The 17,750-nt window shown below is 39.3% G+C and carries 15 protein-coding genes and 1 other RNA gene; 5 read left to right on the forward strand and 11 right to left on the reverse strand.

Annotation, left to right across the window (positions count from 1 at the left end; translation table 11 throughout):
- Positions 1 to 18 precede the first annotated feature (18 nt).
- Together hxlA and hxlB are read right to left on the reverse strand one after the other, a co-directional pair.
- Positions 19 to 651: a 3-hexulose-6-phosphate synthase gene (gene hxlA / locus NAF17_RS12855; protein WP_252758394.1), complete on the reverse strand. Its 633-nt coding sequence runs from the start codon at positions 649 to 651 to the stop codon at positions 19 to 21.
- 45 nt (positions 652 to 696) lie between these two features.
- Positions 697 to 1,287 (reverse strand): 6-phospho-3-hexuloisomerase, encoded by a 591-nt coding sequence (gene hxlB, locus NAF17_RS12860; RefSeq protein WP_252758395.1) that lies wholly within the window; start codon positions 1,285 to 1,287, stop codon positions 697 to 699.
- Positions 1,288 to 1,488: 201 nt separating this feature from the next.
- Between hxlB and NAF17_RS12865 the strand changes: the two genes are divergently transcribed.
- Positions 1,489 to 2,352, forward strand: coding sequence for an AraC family transcriptional regulator (locus tag NAF17_RS12865; protein WP_252758396.1), 864 nt, complete (start codon positions 1,489 to 1,491; stop codon positions 2,350 to 2,352).
- 1,533 nt (positions 2,353 to 3,885) lie between these two features.
- The gene (locus tag NAF17_RS12870; RefSeq protein ID WP_252758397.1) at positions 3,886 to 4,170 is read left to right on the forward strand and encodes a hypothetical protein; all 285 of its coding nucleotides are present in this window, start codon (positions 3,886 to 3,888) and stop codon (positions 4,168 to 4,170) included.
- A 190-nt stretch (positions 4,171 to 4,360) separates the two neighbouring features.
- Here NAF17_RS12870 and NAF17_RS12875 read toward each other — a convergent pair whose 3' ends face one another.
- The 3 genes from NAF17_RS12875 to NAF17_RS18140 form a co-directional block, all read right to left on the reverse strand.
- Positions 4,361 to 5,095 carry a hypothetical protein gene (locus NAF17_RS12875; protein WP_252758398.1) on the reverse strand — a complete coding sequence of 245 codons (735 nt, stop codon included), beginning with the start codon at positions 5,093 to 5,095 and terminating at the stop codon, positions 4,361 to 4,363.
- A 933-nt stretch (positions 5,096 to 6,028) separates the two neighbouring features.
- Positions 6,029 to 6,403, reverse strand: a complete 375-nt coding sequence (locus tag NAF17_RS12885) for a hypothetical protein (protein ID WP_252758399.1) — start codon at positions 6,401 to 6,403, stop codon at positions 6,029 to 6,031.
- Between the two features lie 134 nt (positions 6,404 to 6,537).
- Positions 6,538 to 6,666, reverse strand: coding sequence for a hypothetical protein (locus NAF17_RS18140; RefSeq protein ID WP_256474504.1), 129 nt, complete (start codon positions 6,664 to 6,666; stop codon positions 6,538 to 6,540).
- Positions 6,667 to 7,463: 797 nt separating this feature from the next.
- Here NAF17_RS18140 and NAF17_RS12890 point away from each other — a divergent pair.
- Positions 7,464 to 9,668, forward strand: a complete 2,205-nt coding sequence (locus NAF17_RS12890) for a tetratricopeptide repeat-containing sensor histidine kinase (protein ID WP_252758400.1) — start codon at positions 7,464 to 7,466, stop codon at positions 9,666 to 9,668.
- A gap of 731 nt (positions 9,669 to 10,399) precedes the next feature.
- On the opposite strand, the gene NAF17_RS12895 is transcribed toward NAF17_RS12890, so the two are convergent.
- From NAF17_RS12895 to NAF17_RS12915, 6 genes are all read right to left on the reverse strand, one after another.
- Positions 10,400 to 10,603 carry a phage integrase SAM-like domain-containing protein gene (locus NAF17_RS12895; protein ID WP_252758401.1) on the reverse strand — a complete coding sequence of 68 codons (204 nt, stop codon included), beginning with the start codon at positions 10,601 to 10,603 and terminating at the stop codon, positions 10,400 to 10,402.
- Entirely contained in the window at positions 10,555 to 10,773 is a 219-nt protein-coding gene (locus tag NAF17_RS18405) for a hypothetical protein (protein WP_502212830.1), read from the reverse strand. The genes NAF17_RS12895 and NAF17_RS18405 overlap by 49 nt, the downstream gene beginning before the upstream one ends.
- A gap of 398 nt (positions 10,774 to 11,171) precedes the next feature.
- Positions 11,172 to 11,542, reverse strand: a transfer-messenger RNA (tmRNA) gene (gene ssrA, locus NAF17_RS12900).
- 121 nt (positions 11,543 to 11,663) lie between these two features.
- Positions 11,664 to 12,725 (reverse strand): acyltransferase, encoded by a 1,062-nt coding sequence (locus tag NAF17_RS12905; protein WP_252758402.1) that lies wholly within the window; start codon positions 12,723 to 12,725, stop codon positions 11,664 to 11,666.
- A gap of 123 nt (positions 12,726 to 12,848) precedes the next feature.
- A complete protein-coding gene (locus tag NAF17_RS12910; protein ID WP_252758403.1) occupies positions 12,849 to 14,045 on the reverse strand; it encodes a pyridoxal phosphate-dependent aminotransferase in 1,197 nt (398 codons plus the stop codon).
- Between the two features lie 187 nt (positions 14,046 to 14,232).
- Positions 14,233 to 14,634, reverse strand: coding sequence for a DUF1573 domain-containing protein (locus NAF17_RS12915; protein ID WP_252758404.1), 402 nt, complete (start codon positions 14,632 to 14,634; stop codon positions 14,233 to 14,235).
- A gap of 137 nt (positions 14,635 to 14,771) precedes the next feature.
- Between NAF17_RS12915 and NAF17_RS12920 the strand changes: the two genes are divergently transcribed.
- A complete protein-coding gene (locus NAF17_RS12920) occupies positions 14,772 to 17,204 on the forward strand; it encodes an alpha-ketoacid dehydrogenase subunit alpha/beta (RefSeq protein ID WP_252758405.1) in 2,433 nt (810 codons plus the stop codon).
- 12 nt (positions 17,205 to 17,216) lie between these two features.
- The gene (locus NAF17_RS12925; RefSeq protein ID WP_252758406.1) at positions 17,217 to 17,750 is read left to right on the forward strand and encodes a hypothetical protein; all 534 of its coding nucleotides are present in this window, start codon (positions 17,217 to 17,219) and stop codon (positions 17,748 to 17,750) included.

Here is a 17,750-nt window from a genome sequence, read left to right on the forward strand (position 1 = left end):
TTAATAGGATAAACGATACTATACTGCGTCTATAGCTTCGCGTAATGCTTTAGCAGCAGCAGCAGGATCTTCAGCTCCGTAAATGGCTGCACCAGCAACCGCTACCTGGGCACCGGCTTTAATAACAGCGGTAATGTTGCTTAAATTTACACCTCCTGCAATAGAAACAGGTACACCTGCTCTGGCTGCTTCGTCGATAAGTACCTGGATAGAGTATCCTGCTGTCCACTGTTCATCTAATCCGGCGTGTAGTTCTACAAATTCAACGCCTAATTCAATTACTTCTTGTGCACGTTTCACACGGTCCGGGTAACCAATTGTATCTACTACCACACCTTTGCTATGCGCTTTAGCGGCTTTAACTGCACCAATGATGGTGGCGTTACCTGCTGCTCCCATAACGGTAACCAGATCTGCACCTGCTTTGAATGCGATATCAGCTTCCAACTCTCCGGCATCAGCCGTTTTTAAATCAGCAAATACCAGTTTATCCGGATGTGCTTTTTTCATTGCGGTGATTACAGCCGATCCCATGTTTTTGATCAGCGGGGTACCCAGTTCAATAATGTCTACATAAGGTGCAACTTTTGCGGCAAGCGCTAATGCTTCCTCTGTTGTCAATAAATCTATTGCTACTTGTAATTTTGCCATTGTTTTATTTATTAATTTGAATTGATATGATTTATTAGTACTTAATTATTCCATGTTCGCATGACGTTTCCAAAGCTCTTCAGCAGGCGTCCCGTCAATTTTCCATAACTCCATAAATACAGCGTCGCCTAATAAAAGGACTGCCTGTTCAAAAAGGCTCCCCGCATATTGCTTTGATTTCGCTCCGTTATGATCCTCTTTTTCAGCTGCCGGGATTAGGATGTGCACATCTGCCATTTCGGCCAGCAAAGAGGACGCGTTAGTAGTCATCGCGATTACTTTGGCACCCATCTGTTTAGCCTTTTCGGCTGCTTTCACGATAGTACTTGTCGTTCCTGAACCAGATGCTGCCCATAACAGGTTACCTGCTTTGATAGCCGGGGTGGTTGTTTCGCCTACGAAGAAAACTTTCAGTCCCAGGTGCATTAAGCGCATCGCTACTGAACGCATAGAAAAGCCAGAACGACCGGAAGCAATCAGGAAGATGGCAGACGCCTCATTTATTGTTTTGATCAGTTCTCCGAAATTGCGATAGTCGATCTTTTCTGCCAGTTTATTATTCTCGTGTAACACCTGTATCAGGTTTTCTTTTACAGCAGCGGCAGTATCTTCGTTGTATTGATTTGATAGCTCCATTTCAAGCGTTTAATTCTTAGGCAAAAGTATCGCCTCTGCCAGCGCAAACGGTTATACAAACAGCCCCATTGGGTGGACTATCTGGAAATAGGATCACTTAAAAGTCATAAATACAAAGCTTTAATTGTGTAATTTCTGAATAGTCTACCATAATTATCTGATTATCCACTAGGTTAGTGCTGAAGTAGCTATCTTTACGTAATGACGAATGATACTAATGACAATCGCCTGGAAAGCGCGATGATCTACATCAGGAATTTAAATAACTGTCCACCAAGTTATTTGAATGATCCGGGTAGAAAGGACTTCTTTGAGATTGTATGGTTAAAAAACGAAGATCCGCTGCACGCATTAAAAACTAATGATTTTGAGGTTAAAGGAGACTGGATCTATCTGATTCCGCCATACCGGGTACACCAGTTGAATAAAGCCGGGAAAAACGGAGAATTGATATCGTTCAAAAGAGAGATCCTGGAAGAAGAGGATAAAGAGTTTTTACTGGATATATTCAAAATCTTTAATGTTCAGGGCGAATTCTCATGTCTGCGTTTAGACAAAGCTGCAGCAGATGATCTGAGCGGCATTTACAATTTATTGATCGGTGAATACCAGAAGTCGTCCGATGACCTGATGATCTTAAAAACTTTGCTCAAAGTATTTCTTTTAAAACTGATCAAAGTTAAAGAGCAAGAATTTACTGCGCATGATATTCATCAGAAAAGGGTGTATGAGTTTTTGATGCTGCTGGAAGGAAACTATCTGCAGGTTCGCAATATTGATTTCTATGCTGGCAAACTGGATATTAGTTCCAAGCGACTTAATCAGATATTGAAGGATAAATTAGGCAAAACAGGTACCCAGATCATCCATGACCGCATTATATTGGAGGCTAAGCGGCTGATCATACACAGCGAGGATACTATTAAAGAAATAGCCTTTGAACTTGGATTTTCCGACCGGCCCTACTTTAGCAGGTTCTTTAAAAAACAAACGGCGCAAACGCCGGACGAATTTCAAAAACAGGCGAAAAATCATTTCAAACTGAAATCTAATACGTTAATTTAGCCATAAACTAAACTAACGTGGATGCAAAAAAATTTACACGTTGCAATTAATGTACCGGTACCTGTAAAGTATAAAGCGCGATGGTTTTTTTTAAAATTTTATTTCAAAATCTTCATTTATACTTAATAAAAGCGCTTGTCGGATAATTAAGATGTAGGAAGCAAAATCATATAAAATATCGTACTCTATTTCAAGTACTATTTTTTAATTTGATTCTCTATTAATAATTTCTGGTGTAAATAAAAAATGGGAACAACCGATTTGGTTATTTCTTTAAGTGAAGCCGGAGGGAACCACTATTGTTAAATTTGTATCTGTTAATCAGATTTTTAAGTTTTTATAATCTTCGGAGGTCACCGAATAGGTCACCTACTGACGGATGGTAAACCGAAAACGCTATAAGCTGGTAAACGCACGATTTTTTTTCAAACCGCCGCCCACAAATAAATTTGCTGCTAAAGTGCAGATTAGTAGCCTTGTTATAAAGGCGTTGGAAGCCTTGGGCGTAACAGGTACAACACCGGAATTAATTGATTGCATTACTACCTTGTTTACTAAGGAAGATTAGAATCTTCTATAAGAGGATGCAAATTTGGTACCGGCATGGATTGGGCAGTTGCTTATTTCGATAAACCATAAAATGAATAGCTACGATTGAATGGTTGCAATTAACAGAAAAGAAGCACATTTAAATTTTAAATGCACCCAGTAATCAAACCGGGTTACCAGAAAATGCAATAGAAAAAGACTGGTGGGTAACCTTCGCATTAAAATCGGCGTTCATTACAGCATGGTCTATAAGGGTAGCACCTCTTTAAGCAAGTCATGAGATTTGATAGAACGGTTATCAGAAGATATTGATCTCCATTGACCGTGAAGTGCCGGGATGCTTAGGGGTATAGATTATTAATTTGCCTGGGCCATCACAAATCAATTTTATCCCGCCTAAAGGCATATTGCTTATTAGGGAAGAAGATTACAGACTGACGCGAAACAGCATGATATATGGAAAGGCAGTTGATTTTAAAGAACTTATTAACCGGATGAATGAATTAACGGAGCGGTTTAGAAAAATGGCTGAGTTTTGCAACTCTATTAAAACCACCCTTATCTAATTTTTTGTTTATTTTTCATAATATTTAAGTTTTTTTTGGCATAATTCTAATACCTGACTTTTAGTTAAGTAGCTTCTATCTGCCTTGGAAGAAAACTTTAAATCCAAAGAATACTTTAAATCTTTCTTACGTTTTAAGCGGCGGGAACACCCCTATGACATCGGTATGCCTTTTTCATGGTGCCCCGGACATTACGACTGCCACTTCCTGAATACAATTTATGAGCGTAATGAAAGTGAGTTCGATGCATTCTACCATTACCACCTGTCCTATTTTCTAAACTCAATCGTGGTGACGAAGAACCGGAGTTTTTCAGGCATGTTTGGGATATTATCCCAGACGGTATTGCCAAGCTGATTGACGATGATAAAATCGATTCAAAACCAAACACGAATGAACTAATAAACAAAAACTGCACTTGCGGACTTTTGTAGCCTATTTGGGTAATGTAGACCAGTTTAATGCTCGCCCCTCACAGATCGTCATAGCGGAAAAAGGTGCAATCATTGCCCGGCAGCAACAACAGATTGCAGAATATCAGCAACAATTACAGGAACTGAACAAATTGGAAGTCAAACAAAAGGTCATGGTGGAAGAAAGCCACCTAATTAATAAGCCAAGACAGGGCGAAGTTAAGAAATGCCTGAAAAGTCTTGCGGTAAGTAGTACCGCAAGACTCCGGGCTAAAGCCCGGATAAAGTAAAAAGCGGTAAGATGGCAAGGTACAAATCCCGGAAACGAATTATCCGGGACTCACAATGGGCTTAAGCCCCTATGTAGGAGCTGGTTATGTTTTGGTGTTACTAAAATTTGCTGCTCCCATTCATGGGAAGATTTTTAAGACAAAAAAAGCTGTTGCAATATTTGAGAGAAGTGTTTTAAAATTAATTCCGTTAAATAGTGCTATTTTCTACAATGACACGAATCTTTTTATCAAGTTCAGTTACAGTTAGTTCTAACATGCTAATAATTTCTTCATTATAAGCGTAAGATTCGTCTTTCCAAATATCCATAAGTCCAATAATGGAGGCGACCGGCTTTCTCATTTCGTGCGACTGCATATAAGCGATTGCACTCAATTTATTAATCAATTGCTTCTCATAAAAAATATTTGAAATTGAAAAAACTATGGTTAAAAGTATTGCCGATGCAACGTTTGAATACATTATCTGTTTAGCTACAGGAGTAGAAATGTTTTCAATAGAAGAAAATGTGTGCCCCACATAGAAACAAATGGCAAATGAGGTCAAAACGGCGAAAAAAAGTAAAACAAACTCCAATTGACTTGCAGTTTTATTATCAACCACAATCGGAATGACAACCGTTAAGGGGAAAAAATAAAAATATTGTCCTGTTGATGAGCCCTCAACGAACGAACTTATAATAAGTAATATACAAACGGCGGCAATAATCAGGACATGCGTATTAAATATTATTTTAAAAAACTGCAGCGTAAGGATAGAGGCAACGCTGATGGAAAAACATCCTACCATAATTGCAGAGAGACTCAAACCAAGGGTGTGGAAGTAGATTGCGATGCCGATGCTTATCGTTAAACCAATCAACCCTAATTGCAACGTCCGGGTTGGAGTATTTTTTAGACTGCCGATTTGATTATTTTTTTTCATATGCTATTCAAACTCTTTTATACGTAGTTCAACAAAAAAAAGATTTTTAGTTTTTCTTTTTCAGGCAGTTGCGGTAATGAAAACACAATAAAAATCAAGGAAAGTGTTGGACTAACGTTGGATTAAAAAAAATAAAGTTTTAGATTTTAATCTAAAATACTGATTGTCAGGTGTTTAATAACGGATTCGAATCTGGCTTCTCGCATGCCAAGCATTTTTAGCGAAGTAATTTTACTGCTTCAATTAGCCAGTTTTAGCTTTAATAATTGCATATCCTCACTCACTTTTGAATCTAGTATTTTGGCGTAATGCTGCGTTGTCCTGATGTTTTTATGACCGAGCATGTTATTTACACTTTTAATAGATACACCGGGGTGCCGTGTCGGTTTTTTGCCTTGTAGTGAAAATATATTGTTAATTGGAAATAAGCCAGCAAGCTGTTTTTAAAATTGAACAGAGTGTGGAAGTTGAGGAAGATGCATTTAATATTATTTGTAATACATACATAAATTGATAACTCAGCGCCGCTAAATTATCAATGTTCATTTAATCCAATTGATAAAATCGTCGAACTTTATAACTAAAAGGTTGCTTTGTTAGAAAGGCTGTTGCAGACTGAGCGTGAAAAAAACCAATTGTTGAAAGTGCAAAAATAAAATTCTATTTAGAGGAAAACTTTCAGAATAATTGAATTTTAAACGGCTTTAATTGTGAAGAATGACGTTTTAAGGATACCAATAATAGTCGGCCTTGTCAAAATTCTATTATAGAAGTGAAATGTTGTAAAAGCCACAACTATTATTTCGATGAAATAAATACTAAGTTAAAATGTGAGCGAATTTTTGGCAAAAAAATATAACAACGAAGACCAGTTAATTATTTAACTGGTCTTCGTTGTTATACGCTACTTTTAGTAAGTAAAGCGATAAATTTTTAGTATTTACCTGGTGCGGCGGGTAAGTCATAATTCAGCTTAACCTCCGTTTTATTATCGCCATTAGCATCGGCATCAGATCCTGTTGCAACAATTGCGTCGTCAACATAAATAGTCCCGGTTAAAACACTTGTGCCACTTCCTTTAGCATTCAATTTGATGTTTGAGGCCGATGCCACATAAAGTGTGGTATCATGCGTTCCGGTAAATGGAGTAGATACTGATTTATCGGATGAATTTATAGTTATTTTAAACTGATCTACAGCAGTGCCGCTTACAACATATTTAACTTTGTAGGTGCCTTTATTATTATCACTTTTTTTACAAGAATAAATAGAAAGTAATACCATCGATGATACGATTATTTTTTTCATAATAGAATAATGTTAAGATATTGTTAATTCCAACCATGTTAAAACGCATTATGGCACTTTTTGTTTGATAATAAACTATTTTAGTGAAGAAGGCGATAAAATATACCGTTAATTAAAAGAGCCGAAGTTATTACTTAATCACACCATGTTTGTGATGCTTTTCCACTGTCTATCTTCTTTTTTAAGTCTTTTTCATCGATCTTGCGTTCTTTTTTATCTACCTCTTCCCATTTTTTATTCCAGTGTTTGGAGTACTTATTCAACCTGCATAATCCTTATTTTGTTATTGATAAAAGGGTCTGTCTAACCACCCGCTTGATAAGCAAATGCCAACGATTTTTTAAAGTTCTTTATGTATTTAAAAGCAAAGTTATTAGCACAATTGCGTTCTTAACGGAGATAAAACTCGTAATTGGTAATAAAATCATGGCCTATTTTTTTAGTCTCTATATCCGACGCTTTTTATTGCCACTGCAAATATTCTTGGGTGTGTTTTAGTGAGGTTTGATAGCGAATCGACGTACATGCGGCATATTCTTTACCAACTAATGTGGCAACTTTCTTATTGTGTTCCTTAAATATGTCAATAAGCATTCTTGTTTTTTCGCTTTACGCAATAATTTATTCCTAAAAGTTTCAGCAGTAATACTGCTTTTTACTTCGGTCAATTGACGGTGCGGATATTCCGGAAGGCTTGACTAGGCGATTCCGTAGGATGTAGAGCACCGATTTGTGTAACCACTTTAGAAAATGGCAATTAATAATCAATGAACTAACATGGTCAAAGTGTTTCTGAACCAACCGTTCGCTATTTCGGAACGAGGTGATTAATGGTTCCGGAATATCCAACTTGCCCTAATAATAGTAGGATTTAATGTGCAATCTTTAAACCTCATGTATGAACGTTTTGATAATATGGAGTATATTTTTAATTAAATTTATAACATAAAGTCAGTTCTTTCGTAAAAGTCTATTGGTGTTAATATCAGGGAACGGTACCGTTGTTACGATACGGCAGGAAATTCAAAGGCAAAAAAACCTAATTCTATTTTTCTATTGAATGAAAACAAAAATATGGCTAAGTATTTTATCGCTTTTTTTTGGTAATTGGTGCTGGGCATATCACTATAAGGTTGAACCGGATAGCCTGCGGAACGAATTACTTAAATCGATAGCTGGTAAAAAACAGTTAAATGATACTGCCCATGTAAACACATTAAATAAACTAGCCGTCGCCTATACCTCCAGCTACCCTGATAGTACCATTTATTACGGGCAAATGGCTACCCGTTTATCCCGCGATATAAGCTATAGCAAGGGTATCGCGGATGGCTTACTGGCCTCAACCACCGTATACATCAACCAATCAAAATATGCTACGGTCATAAAAAACCTGAAAGAAAGCATGACCTTGTACAACAAGGAAAATGACTTATTGGGCATCAGCAATTGTTATAAGCTTTACGGCAATTTGTATTACCAGTCAAGTGCCTATGATAAAGCTTTAATCTTTTATAATAAGACCCTATCAATAAAACTTAAAATTAATGATTTGGCGGGTTTATCCCGCTTATATTTAAGCATGGGCAACAATTATGATAACCTTGGACACCCATCCACAGCGCTTGATTACTATTTTAAGGCACTTAATATCGATACTAAGCTTCATAACAAGAAAGCTATATCTGCAGATTATAATAACATCGGCGTTATGCTGCAAAACATGGAGATCTATCCGCAGGCGCTTTCTTATTTTACCCAGGCCTTAAAAACATGGACAAAAATGCACTCCGATGGTGGCATCTCTGTAGCCAAACAAAATATCGGCGAAGTGTTAATTGCCCAGGGAAAGTATGATGAAGGGATTAAGTACCTCACAGATGCACTTGCTATTAATCAAAAACAGGATGACAAGGATGGTATCAGTTCGGGCTATAATGATTTGGGCTTATGTTATATTTACAAAAAGCAAAATCAAAAGGCATTAAGTTACCTACAACAGGCATTAAAAGTATCATCAGATAATAAGATAGATTATAACAAGGCAGCGACGCTGATCAATATTGCCTTGTATTACAACGTAAACCACGACTATTCCAAGGCATATAATTTTGCGCGGCAGGCCAAAATTCTTGCCGATCATATAGGCAGTGTTTTATTGCGTACTAATGCTGCTGTTCAATTGATTGAAACGCTTGGCGGGTTGAAATTATACGAGAAGGCGTTTATGGCCCAAAAGGATTTCGAAAAAATGAAGCGTACTTTCAAAAAGGACGAAAGTATTCAGAAGTTTACCTTATACATTACCGAATATAACTATGCCGAAAAACAACGGCAGCAAATCTTACAGCAAAAGGCAAGCGCATTATTGTATCAGCAAAAACTGCATGATAAGGATTTGTTAAACATTATATTTTTTGTCATTATAGCCGCGGCATTGTTAATCGCTCTTATGTATTACCGGCAAAAGCAGCAGCAATTGCAGATAAATGCTCAGCTTAAGAACAAAAACAATGAGGTTTTAGAACAAAAGGTCAATATAGACCAGCAGGCCGACAAGTTAAATGACCTTAATAAGTTAAAAGATAAGCTGATATCCATTTTAGCGCATGACCTGCGATCGCCGTTAAGCACTTTGCGCGGCTTATTCGATCTCCTGTCCGACGAATCCATCAGTCACCAGGAAATGCTGAAAATGATTCCAACGGTGATACGAAAGCTTGACTATACATCCGATTTCTTAGATACGCTTTTGTTCTGGATAAATAGCCAGCTGGAAAACTTCAACAGCTCAGGCAAAAGTTTTTTAATTTACGATGTAATCCAATCAGAAGTTCGAGATCAGACCGAACAGGCTTTATTAAAAAATATAACTATGGTATGCGGCAGCAATTATGAATTACGGGCGCTGGCCGACCCTAATTCCATCAGGATAGTGATTCGGAATTTAATTACCAATGCCATCAAATTTTCGGGAGGAGGCGATGTTATTGAAGTCTCGGTAATTGAGCAAGATGAAAATGCGATGGTATCTGTGACAGATACCGGCGTGGGTATGTCGGCGGCGCGGGTAAACAAGCTTTTTAAAAGTCAGGTAGACAGCAAATCAGGCACACTCAATGAATCTGGTACCGGCATGGGGCTGTTGCTTTGTAAAGACCTGATCGAAAACTGTAATGGCCGCATTTGGGTAACCAGCGAAGAAGGCGTTGGCACCAAATTCTTTTTTGTGATTCCGTTGCAAATGGTTGCAAACATCTATTGAACCGACATCCAAACTATAGATTTAACTGAGTAAGCTGGCCAATGAAACTTATTATTACGAATAAACAAATCTATTGCTAGGGTAGTTTGGGCAAAGCTTCAGGCAAGTTAGATTTGGTGACCAAATCATCCAAATTAATGATGAATTGTATGAAACAATAGATTTAAATTTAATTCTTCGTTATTAGCCACATTGTTTTACTTTAATAGGAGGGACAATCTAATGCCATTTTTAGTTAGATGTACCATAATTATTATGGTAATGCTACCTTTTGTAAAAGCTTATAAATATCGAAGTGTTTTAATTTATAATAAAGGCGTCAGAATCAATTACGATTTCTATTAAATTAGACTGTCTACAGATTACAATATTTTTCAACTTTTTATAAAAGCTCATCCATATCGAAAGGTTTACAAATGAAATCGTCAGCATTTGCATTTGTGGCTATTTCTTGGACATCCCCGTTTGCAGAAATTAAAATTATGCGTATATGTTTAGTTTGACCAAGTAAATGAATTAAATATTTAATAAGGGATTTTTATAATTAAGGTCGCTTTTCCAAGTTTGCAAATTGAATTAGCTGTAGTACAATTACCGCTGTATGTTAGGTTTTTTTAGTTTTGTTAAATTCGCACACCATTGTCTGCCCACCCGCTTGATAAGCAAATGCCAACGATTTTTTTAAAGTTCTTTATGTATTTAAAAGCAGAGTTATTAGCATAATTGCGTTCTTAACGGCGATAAAACTCGTAGTTGGTAATAAAATCATGGCCTATTTTTTTAGTATCTATATCCGACGCTTTGTATTGCCACTGCAAATATTCTTGGTTGTGTTTTAGTGAGGTTTGATAGCGAATCGACGTACCTGCGGCATATTCTTTACCAACTAATGTGGCAACTTTCTTATTGTGTTCCTTAAATATGTCAATAAGCATTCTTGTTTTTTCGCTTTACCCAATAATTTATTCCTAAAAGTTTCAGCAGTAATACTGCTTTTTACTTCGGTCAATTGACGGTGCGCTTCACAAACCTGTGATTGCAGGTTGTACAAATAAGCATTCAAAGATTTAATTTCTTCTTTAGTACCTTTAAATCGTTCTGCAATGCTGTTCCATAATGATGGTTCACATTCACGCCCGGATGTAGTTTCGGCTCGTTATCCGTTTATGGTTAAACGTAAATAGATTGGAACACGGCTATTTTCGTAATTTTCTGGCTTTTTCAAATAGAAAAGCAAACTGAAATTAGTTTTCATAATGTTTTAGCATTAAAAGTGAAACAAAATTAAGCTTGCAATCTGCTGTATACAAGATGTTCATTTATTGAACAGGTTGATAATTTAAATGATAAGCCGTTTTGGTGAGTAAGGTTTTCAGAAAGTCAACTCACCGAATTACTCACCTTGCAAATGCGAAAAGATGGGTAAATAGTAATATTTGACTATAAAAGAAATGCCTGCAATCCTTTGATTTGCAGGCATTTCTTTGGTTTTGATACCGAATTAAGTGGAGCCGGAGGGATTCGAACCCTCGTCCAAACATGGTATAAGTAAAGCTTTCTACATGTTTAGCTGTTATTTAATTGTTGGGACTATGGAAGGTTAACCGCTTACCTGTACCTTAATCCTTAGGTGTTTTGTTTCGCTTGCTTTCCACACCTTAAAGCAGGCTATTTCCGTTTTTCGATGCCCCGGTTGCCGATCCAACAGAACAGAAAACCGGCGGGACAAAAGCTATGCTAATTCTAAATTAGGCAGCTAAGGCGTAGTTATTTTCGCCATTTGTAAGTTTGAGCGTTCAGTTTTAAGCGCTAATTCACACAACGCGCTACATGCTTACTTAGTTATCTCCATCCTGTCAATTCCGGTCGACCCCATTTTTTTTGAGCCTGCTGTAACAGTTTGCAGAGCACAAATATACAGTATTTTGTTGGCAGTAGGCAGCTTGCAGTTCACATTTAAATATTGTTTGCTGCCGGCCGCCAACCAAAAAACACTTATCCCACAACGTATTTTATTAAAGGTAGTTTGCTTAAAATATAAATTAAAAGCCATGCTATCGCGAAGCAGACCAAAGCTATAAGCGGGATGCTAAGAGCAGGATTAAGAATAGTATAGTGAACATCCATCAGCTCAAAACCATTGAGTACTAATGCATGGCTTAAGTAAATGCCAAGGGTATATTTACTGGCATTATTCATCACTTTGTTAACTGTTGGGTTAAGTTTTACAACCGTATGCTTTGCGATGAGGAACGCACTGGCAGATAGCACCAGTACAAACGGGCCGATAGGTTCGTAAAATAAAGTGCTTAAGCCCTTACCCTCAACTTCAAGATAATAAGTGCCCGTGGCGATTATAGCCGTAAAAGCCACAAACAAAACCACGGTAATAAACAGCAATCCGCGGATGCAAAATTGTTTGTAGGCCAGATAATGCCCCAGTACCAGGTAGCCAATATAGCCTGCAAAATTATGCAGGTCAATAGCGGTATCAAACCTGGTAAAGTACGGTTTATTGATGAGCATGGTAATAAACCAGATCGCCAGGAAATACAGGATTTCTTTTTCTGTAGCGTTGCGCACAAAACTGCTTAGGATTGGGATGAACAAGTACAAGCTAAACAATAAATATACATACCAAAGATGGTAGTAGCTGCCCAATTTAAGGTTATGTAAAACCATTCGGATGTTTGTCCATGCATCTTTGGTGAAGTAAAACTCCTCGTTATTCCAGCGGTAGGCAATGTAGATGAGGCTCCAGAAAAGGAAGGGGATAATGAGCCTGCTAATACGCTTCTTCAGAAAATCCGTCAGTTCATATTTGCGATGGAGCAGTAGCGCACCCGTTATCATCACAAAAACCGGCACCGCAAAACGGACTGCGGCATTATAAATATCGGCTGCCATCCACCAATTTAGCGGACTATCAGCATACTTAAAAAGCAGCGGCGAGGCGGTATGCAGTACAATCACCGCAAACATGGCTATCAGCCGCAGGTTGTTTATCCAACTGATGTTTTGGGTGCCGCTTTGCGTTATGCTGTCGCTGAATTTCAAGTTAGGTTTGAGTTAATTAATGCAATATAATTGATATGAAAGCAAAACGCTAAGCAGCATAAAATTTCGCTTAGCGTTTATATATAATTAGTTGTTATGCCTACTGCAACTGTTTACTGCCAACTAAATTCGTCCAGGGTATTGCTTTAAGCTTTCGGCTAAACATTCCATGGCTTTGTTCAGGTCGTCGTTATTAAGTACGTAAGCCATGCGTACTTCGTTTAACCCTGCGCCTTTTGTGCTGTAAAAGCCGGTTGCAGGTGCCATCATTACCGTTTGGTTGTTGTGGCTAAAGCTTTCCAGCATCCACTGGCAAAACTTATCCGAGTTATCTATCGGGAATTTTGCTACCACGTAAAACGCGCCGCCCGGATTGGGGCAGTACACACCTTCAATTTTATTAAGAGCGGTAACCAGCGTATCGCGTCGTTTAGTGTATTCTTTATTTACGGCGGTAAAGTATTCGTCGGGGGTGTCAACGGCGGCTTCCCCGGCAATTTGCTCAACCATACCTGCTGACAAGCGTGCCTGGGCGAATTTTAATCCCGCTGCCAATACAGCTTTGTTTTTAGTGATCAAACAACCTAAACGGGCGCCGCATGCGCTATAACGCTTACTTACCGTATCCATTACAATCACATTTTCATCCAAACCGCCCAGGTGCATGGGCGATATAAACTTGCGGCCATCATAGCAAAACTCGCGGTATGCTTCGTCACTAAACAGGTACAGGTCATATTTCAGGGCAAGTTTTTTCAAAGCGTCTAGTTCTTCCAGCGAGTATAAATAGCCGGTTGGGTTATTGGGATTGCAAATGATGATCGCCTTGGTTTTATCTGTTATCAATTTCTCAAAATCGCTGATCGGCGGCAACGCGAAACCGTTATTGATGTATGATAAAATTGGTTTTACCACAATATCACTCTGGTTTGCAAAACCATTATAGTTGGCGTAAAATGGTTCGGGAATAATTACCTCGTCGCCCGGGTCAAGGCAGGCCATCATACCAATAGTAATGGCTTCAGATCCGCCGGTGGTAACAATAATATTGTCGGGCGTAATATTGTAGCCCAGTTTGTTATAGTATTCGGTTAGTTTTTTGCGATAGCTTAAAGTGCCTTCAGATGGCGTGTACGCCCACACCTTAAAATCGATGTTTTTGATCGCGTTTAGCATACCTTCCGGGGTCTCAATATCCGGCTGGCCTATGTTTAAGTGATATACTTTTTTACCTTCAAGCTTAGCTTTATCGGCAAAGGGCGTTAATTTTCGAATAGGAGAGGCGGGCATGCGCTGCCCTTTTTCAGATATTTTTGGCATGGGGCAAAATTAGTAAAAAAAAGCCCCCTCCGTATCTTCCCCGGGAGGGGAGAATTAAAAATTTTCTTTAAGCCCCTCTCTCTCGGAGATGAGTCGGGTTGAGGTCATAAAAAAGGCACCCATTTATTGGTGCCTTAATTTTTTTTTAGCCCTCTCTTCCGCGGGGGGGTTGAGTGGGGCTGCCTTCTTATTTGCTGCTAACCGGTGCTTTTGCAACTACTTCACCCACAATATTTAAATATTTTGTTGGAGTTTTAGCGTTTGATGTTACCACAATGGTTTTGTTAAATGCCGAAGCTACAGCTGCGTTGTAAGTAATTTTGATCGAGCCTTTTGCGCCTGCTAACACAGGTGTTTTGGTGTAATCGGCAATGGTACAACCGCAGGTAGGTTTTACCTCTGTTAAAATAAGGGGCTCTTTACCAACGTTAGTAAATTCAAAAACAGTGGTTACCGGGGTTCCTTGTGCAATTTTACCAAAATCGTGTTTCTCTTCGTTGAATTTAAACTCGGCTTTTGTGTCGGTTTGGGCAGATGCATTAAAGGCAAAGCCTAAAACCACCGCGCATATCAGTAATATTTTTTTCATGGTTACCTGTTTGATTATTACAAATATAAAAGGTTTAACCTAAATACAAAACTATTGCAAAAACAATATGTTTTACATTAACCGATACAAATAACAAAATAGAATTTCCTAATTTTACCGCCTAAACAAAATTTTATATGCCCGAAACTGTATTGAACACAGGCAACACCGAAAATGCTGCCGAACTCAGTTTTGACGATTTTAGAAAAATTGTAATTGATGATTACCGCGTTGGTTTCGAGAGCCGCCAGGCTAGTATTATTGGCAGGCGCGAGGTTCTAACAGGTAAGGCCAAGTTTGGTATTTTTGGCGACGGCAAAGAAGTCGCGCAGCTGGCTATGGCAAAAGCTTTTAAAAAGGGCGACTGGCGCGCGGGATACTACCGCGACCAAACTTTTATGTTTGCCACCGGTATGAGCAACCTAAAGGAGTTTTTTGCTCAGCTATACGCCAACCCCGATATTGAGAAAGATCCTGCATCTGCCGGAAGGCAAATGAATTGCCACTACGCTACACGCTATGTTGATGCAGACGGTAACTGGACAAACCAGGCCGAAACCATGAACTGTGCCGCGGATATATCTACCACCGGCGGCCATATGCCGCGTTTGCTTGGTTTGGCTTATGCCTCAAAACTATACCGCCAAAATAAAGAACTGGAGTACCTGAAGAACTTTTCGGTAAATGGTAACGAGGTTGCTTTTGGCACTATAGGCAACGGTTCAACGTCCGAAGGTTTATTTTTTGAGACGTTTAATGCTGCAGGTGTTTTACAGGTGCCCATGGCTATTTCTGTTTGGGATGATGCCTACGCCATATCTGTACCGGCAAAGCTGCAAACTACAAAAGAAGATATATCCGAAGTGCTTAAGGGTTTCCAAAGGGATGCCAAAGGCAACGGGTACGAGATATTTAAAGTACGCGGATGGGATTACGTCGCCCTTTGCGAAACTTACGAACGCGCCATCAAAATTTGCCGCGAAGAGCATGTGCCGGTATTGATCCACGTAGTGGAGATGACCCAGCCGCAAGGCCACTCAACATCGGGCAGCCATGAACGTTACAAGTCTAAAGACCGCCTGGCTTGGGAAGAAGAACATGATTCTCTGCTGCAAATGCGTAAATGGATGATAGAAACGGCGATTGGCACTGCCGAGAAGATAGACGAGATTGAAGCAGAAGCTAAAAAACACGTTCGTAACTGCCAGCGCGAGGCATGGAGCGAGTTAGAGAATGAGATAAAAGCGGAAATGGCAGAGGCTGTTGACCTGATAGACAAGATCGCGCAGCAATCTCCGCAACGCGATGTGTTGATGGGATTAATGTCGGGCCTGCAAACTTGTGTTGACCCGGGCCGCCGCGATACTATTGCCTGCATCCGTAAAGTATTACGCTTAACGGTTAAAGAAAACAGCGATGCCCGCCAAAATCTGGTAAACTATTTGGTTGCCGAAAAAGGTAAAAATACCGAACGCTTTAACTCAAAACTATTTACCGATACCCCAAAATCGCCATTGTACGTGCCTGTTATTGCACCGACTTATGATGACGATGCCAAAGTAATGGATGGACGCGAAGTTTTGAACGCCTGCTTTGATGCTAACTTCGAACGCGATAAATCTATTGTTGCTTTCGGTGAAGATGTTGGTGCCATAGGCGATGTTAATCAGGGATTTGCCGGTTTACAAACCAAATATACCGACCTGCGCATTACCGATACCGGTATCCGCGAAGCGACTATTATTGGACAGGGAATGGGCTTAGCCATGCGTGGCTTACGCCCAATTGCGGAGATCCAGTATCTGGATTACCTGCTGTATTCCATCACCGTTTTAAGTGATGATCTGGCAAGTTTAAGCTACCGTACCCGTGGAGGGCAACGCGCACCACTTATTGTGCGTACACGTGGCCACCGTTTAGAGGGTATCTGGCACTCGGGGTCGCCGCTTGGTTTTATACTGAATGCGTTGCGTGGTATGCACATCTGCGTTCCGCGCGATATGACCCAGGCTGCCGGCATGTACAACACCCTGCTGCGTGGCGATGAACCTGCACTGGTTATTGAATGCCTTAACGGTTACCGCTTAAAAGAAAAATTACCTGCCAACGTTGGCGAGTTTACCGTGCCGTTAGGCAAGGCCGAGATTTTGAAAGAAGGTACAGACGTTACCGTAATTACCTACGGCTCTACCCTGCGCATCGTAATGGAGGCTGCCGAGGAGCTTAGCAAAATGGGGATCAATATAGAAGTGATAGATCCGCAAACACTTTATCCATTCGATACTGAAAACCTTTGTGGTAAATCGCTACAGAAAACAAATAAGCTTTTGGTGGTTGATGAAGACCTGCCTGGTGGTGGTTCTGCATTCATCCTGCAAAAAGTTATCGAGGCGCAAAACGGCTACTATTCGCTCGATTCGCAACCCAAAACCCTTTGCGGCGCCGAACACAGGCCACCATATGGCTCAGATGGCGACTACTTTAGCAAACCATCACATGATGATGTGATAGAAACTGTTTACAAAATGATGAATGAAGCTAACCCGGGTAAGTATCCTGCGATATTTTAAGAGGTGGATATTGTGGGGACTATTATCACGCTCATCACAGCGCATTTAATTAGGCCTTTGATTATTACTATTCTTGTTGTAATTGTTTTAAGAGCGATTTTTAAAAAGAAATACAATTTTGAAAATGTTATCACTATCATTAAATGGATACTGATAGCATTTTCTGTTTTATCAATCCTGTTCTTTTTATTGACGTTACTTCAAGGCGATGTAGGCTACAAACTTTTTATCGATAGGGCAACCGGCCTCTATAAGTATTCGTACTGGTTTATGCTTACATGCGGATTCATAGTTCCACTATTATTATTTATTAAAAGACTTGGAAAAAGTATTGCCGTTCTTTTATTAGTCGCTATCTGTATAAATATAGGGTGGCTATTTGAAACTATAGTCATATATATGACCGATAGTCATCGGGACTATGTTAATGAAGCCTTCAATTATGAGCGTGAACTAACATTAATTATTGAAGGGGCGTATTGGGCGGTTATAATTTTGTTTAGAGGGCGATTGAATGCTAAACACGATATAACCCAGGCCGCATAA

The organism is Mucilaginibacter aurantiaciroseus, from assembly GCF_024055595.1.
Lineage (GTDB): Bacteria > Bacteroidota > Bacteroidia > Sphingobacteriales > Sphingobacteriaceae > Mucilaginibacter > Mucilaginibacter aurantiaciroseus.

Excerpts from the sequence above, each read along its gene's own strand:
- NAF17_RS12890 (WP_252758400.1), top strand. The coding sequence starts at position 7,464 with ATGAAAACAAAAATATGGCTAAGTATTTTATCGCTTTTTTTTGGTAAT.
- hxlA (WP_252758394.1), bottom strand. The coding sequence starts at position 651 with ATGGCAAAATTACAAGTAGCAATAGATTTATTGACAACAGAGGAAGCA.
- NAF17_RS12915 (WP_252758404.1), bottom strand. The coding sequence starts at position 14,634 with ATGAAAAAAATATTACTGATATGCGCGGTGGTTTTAGGCTTTGCCTTT.
- NAF17_RS12920 (WP_252758405.1), top strand. The coding sequence starts at position 14,772 with ATGCCCGAAACTGTATTGAACACAGGCAACACCGAAAATGCTGCCGAA.
- NAF17_RS12865 (WP_252758396.1), top strand. The coding sequence starts at position 1,489 with ATGACGAATGATACTAATGACAATCGCCTGGAAAGCGCGATGATCTAC.
- NAF17_RS12885 (WP_252758399.1), bottom strand. The coding sequence starts at position 6,403 with ATGAAAAAAATAATCGTATCATCGATGGTATTACTTTCTATTTATTCT.
- NAF17_RS12875 (WP_252758398.1), bottom strand. The coding sequence starts at position 5,095 with ATGAAAAAAAATAATCAAATCGGCAGTCTAAAAAATACTCCAACCCGG.
- NAF17_RS12895 (WP_252758401.1), bottom strand. The coding sequence starts at position 10,603 with ATGCTTATTGACATATTTAAGGAACACAATAAGAAAGTTGCCACATTA.
- hxlB (WP_252758395.1), bottom strand. The coding sequence starts at position 1,287 with ATGGAGCTATCAAATCAATACAACGAAGATACTGCCGCTGCTGTAAAA.
- NAF17_RS12910 (WP_252758403.1), bottom strand. The coding sequence starts at position 14,045 with ATGCCAAAAATATCTGAAAAAGGGCAGCGCATGCCCGCCTCTCCTATT.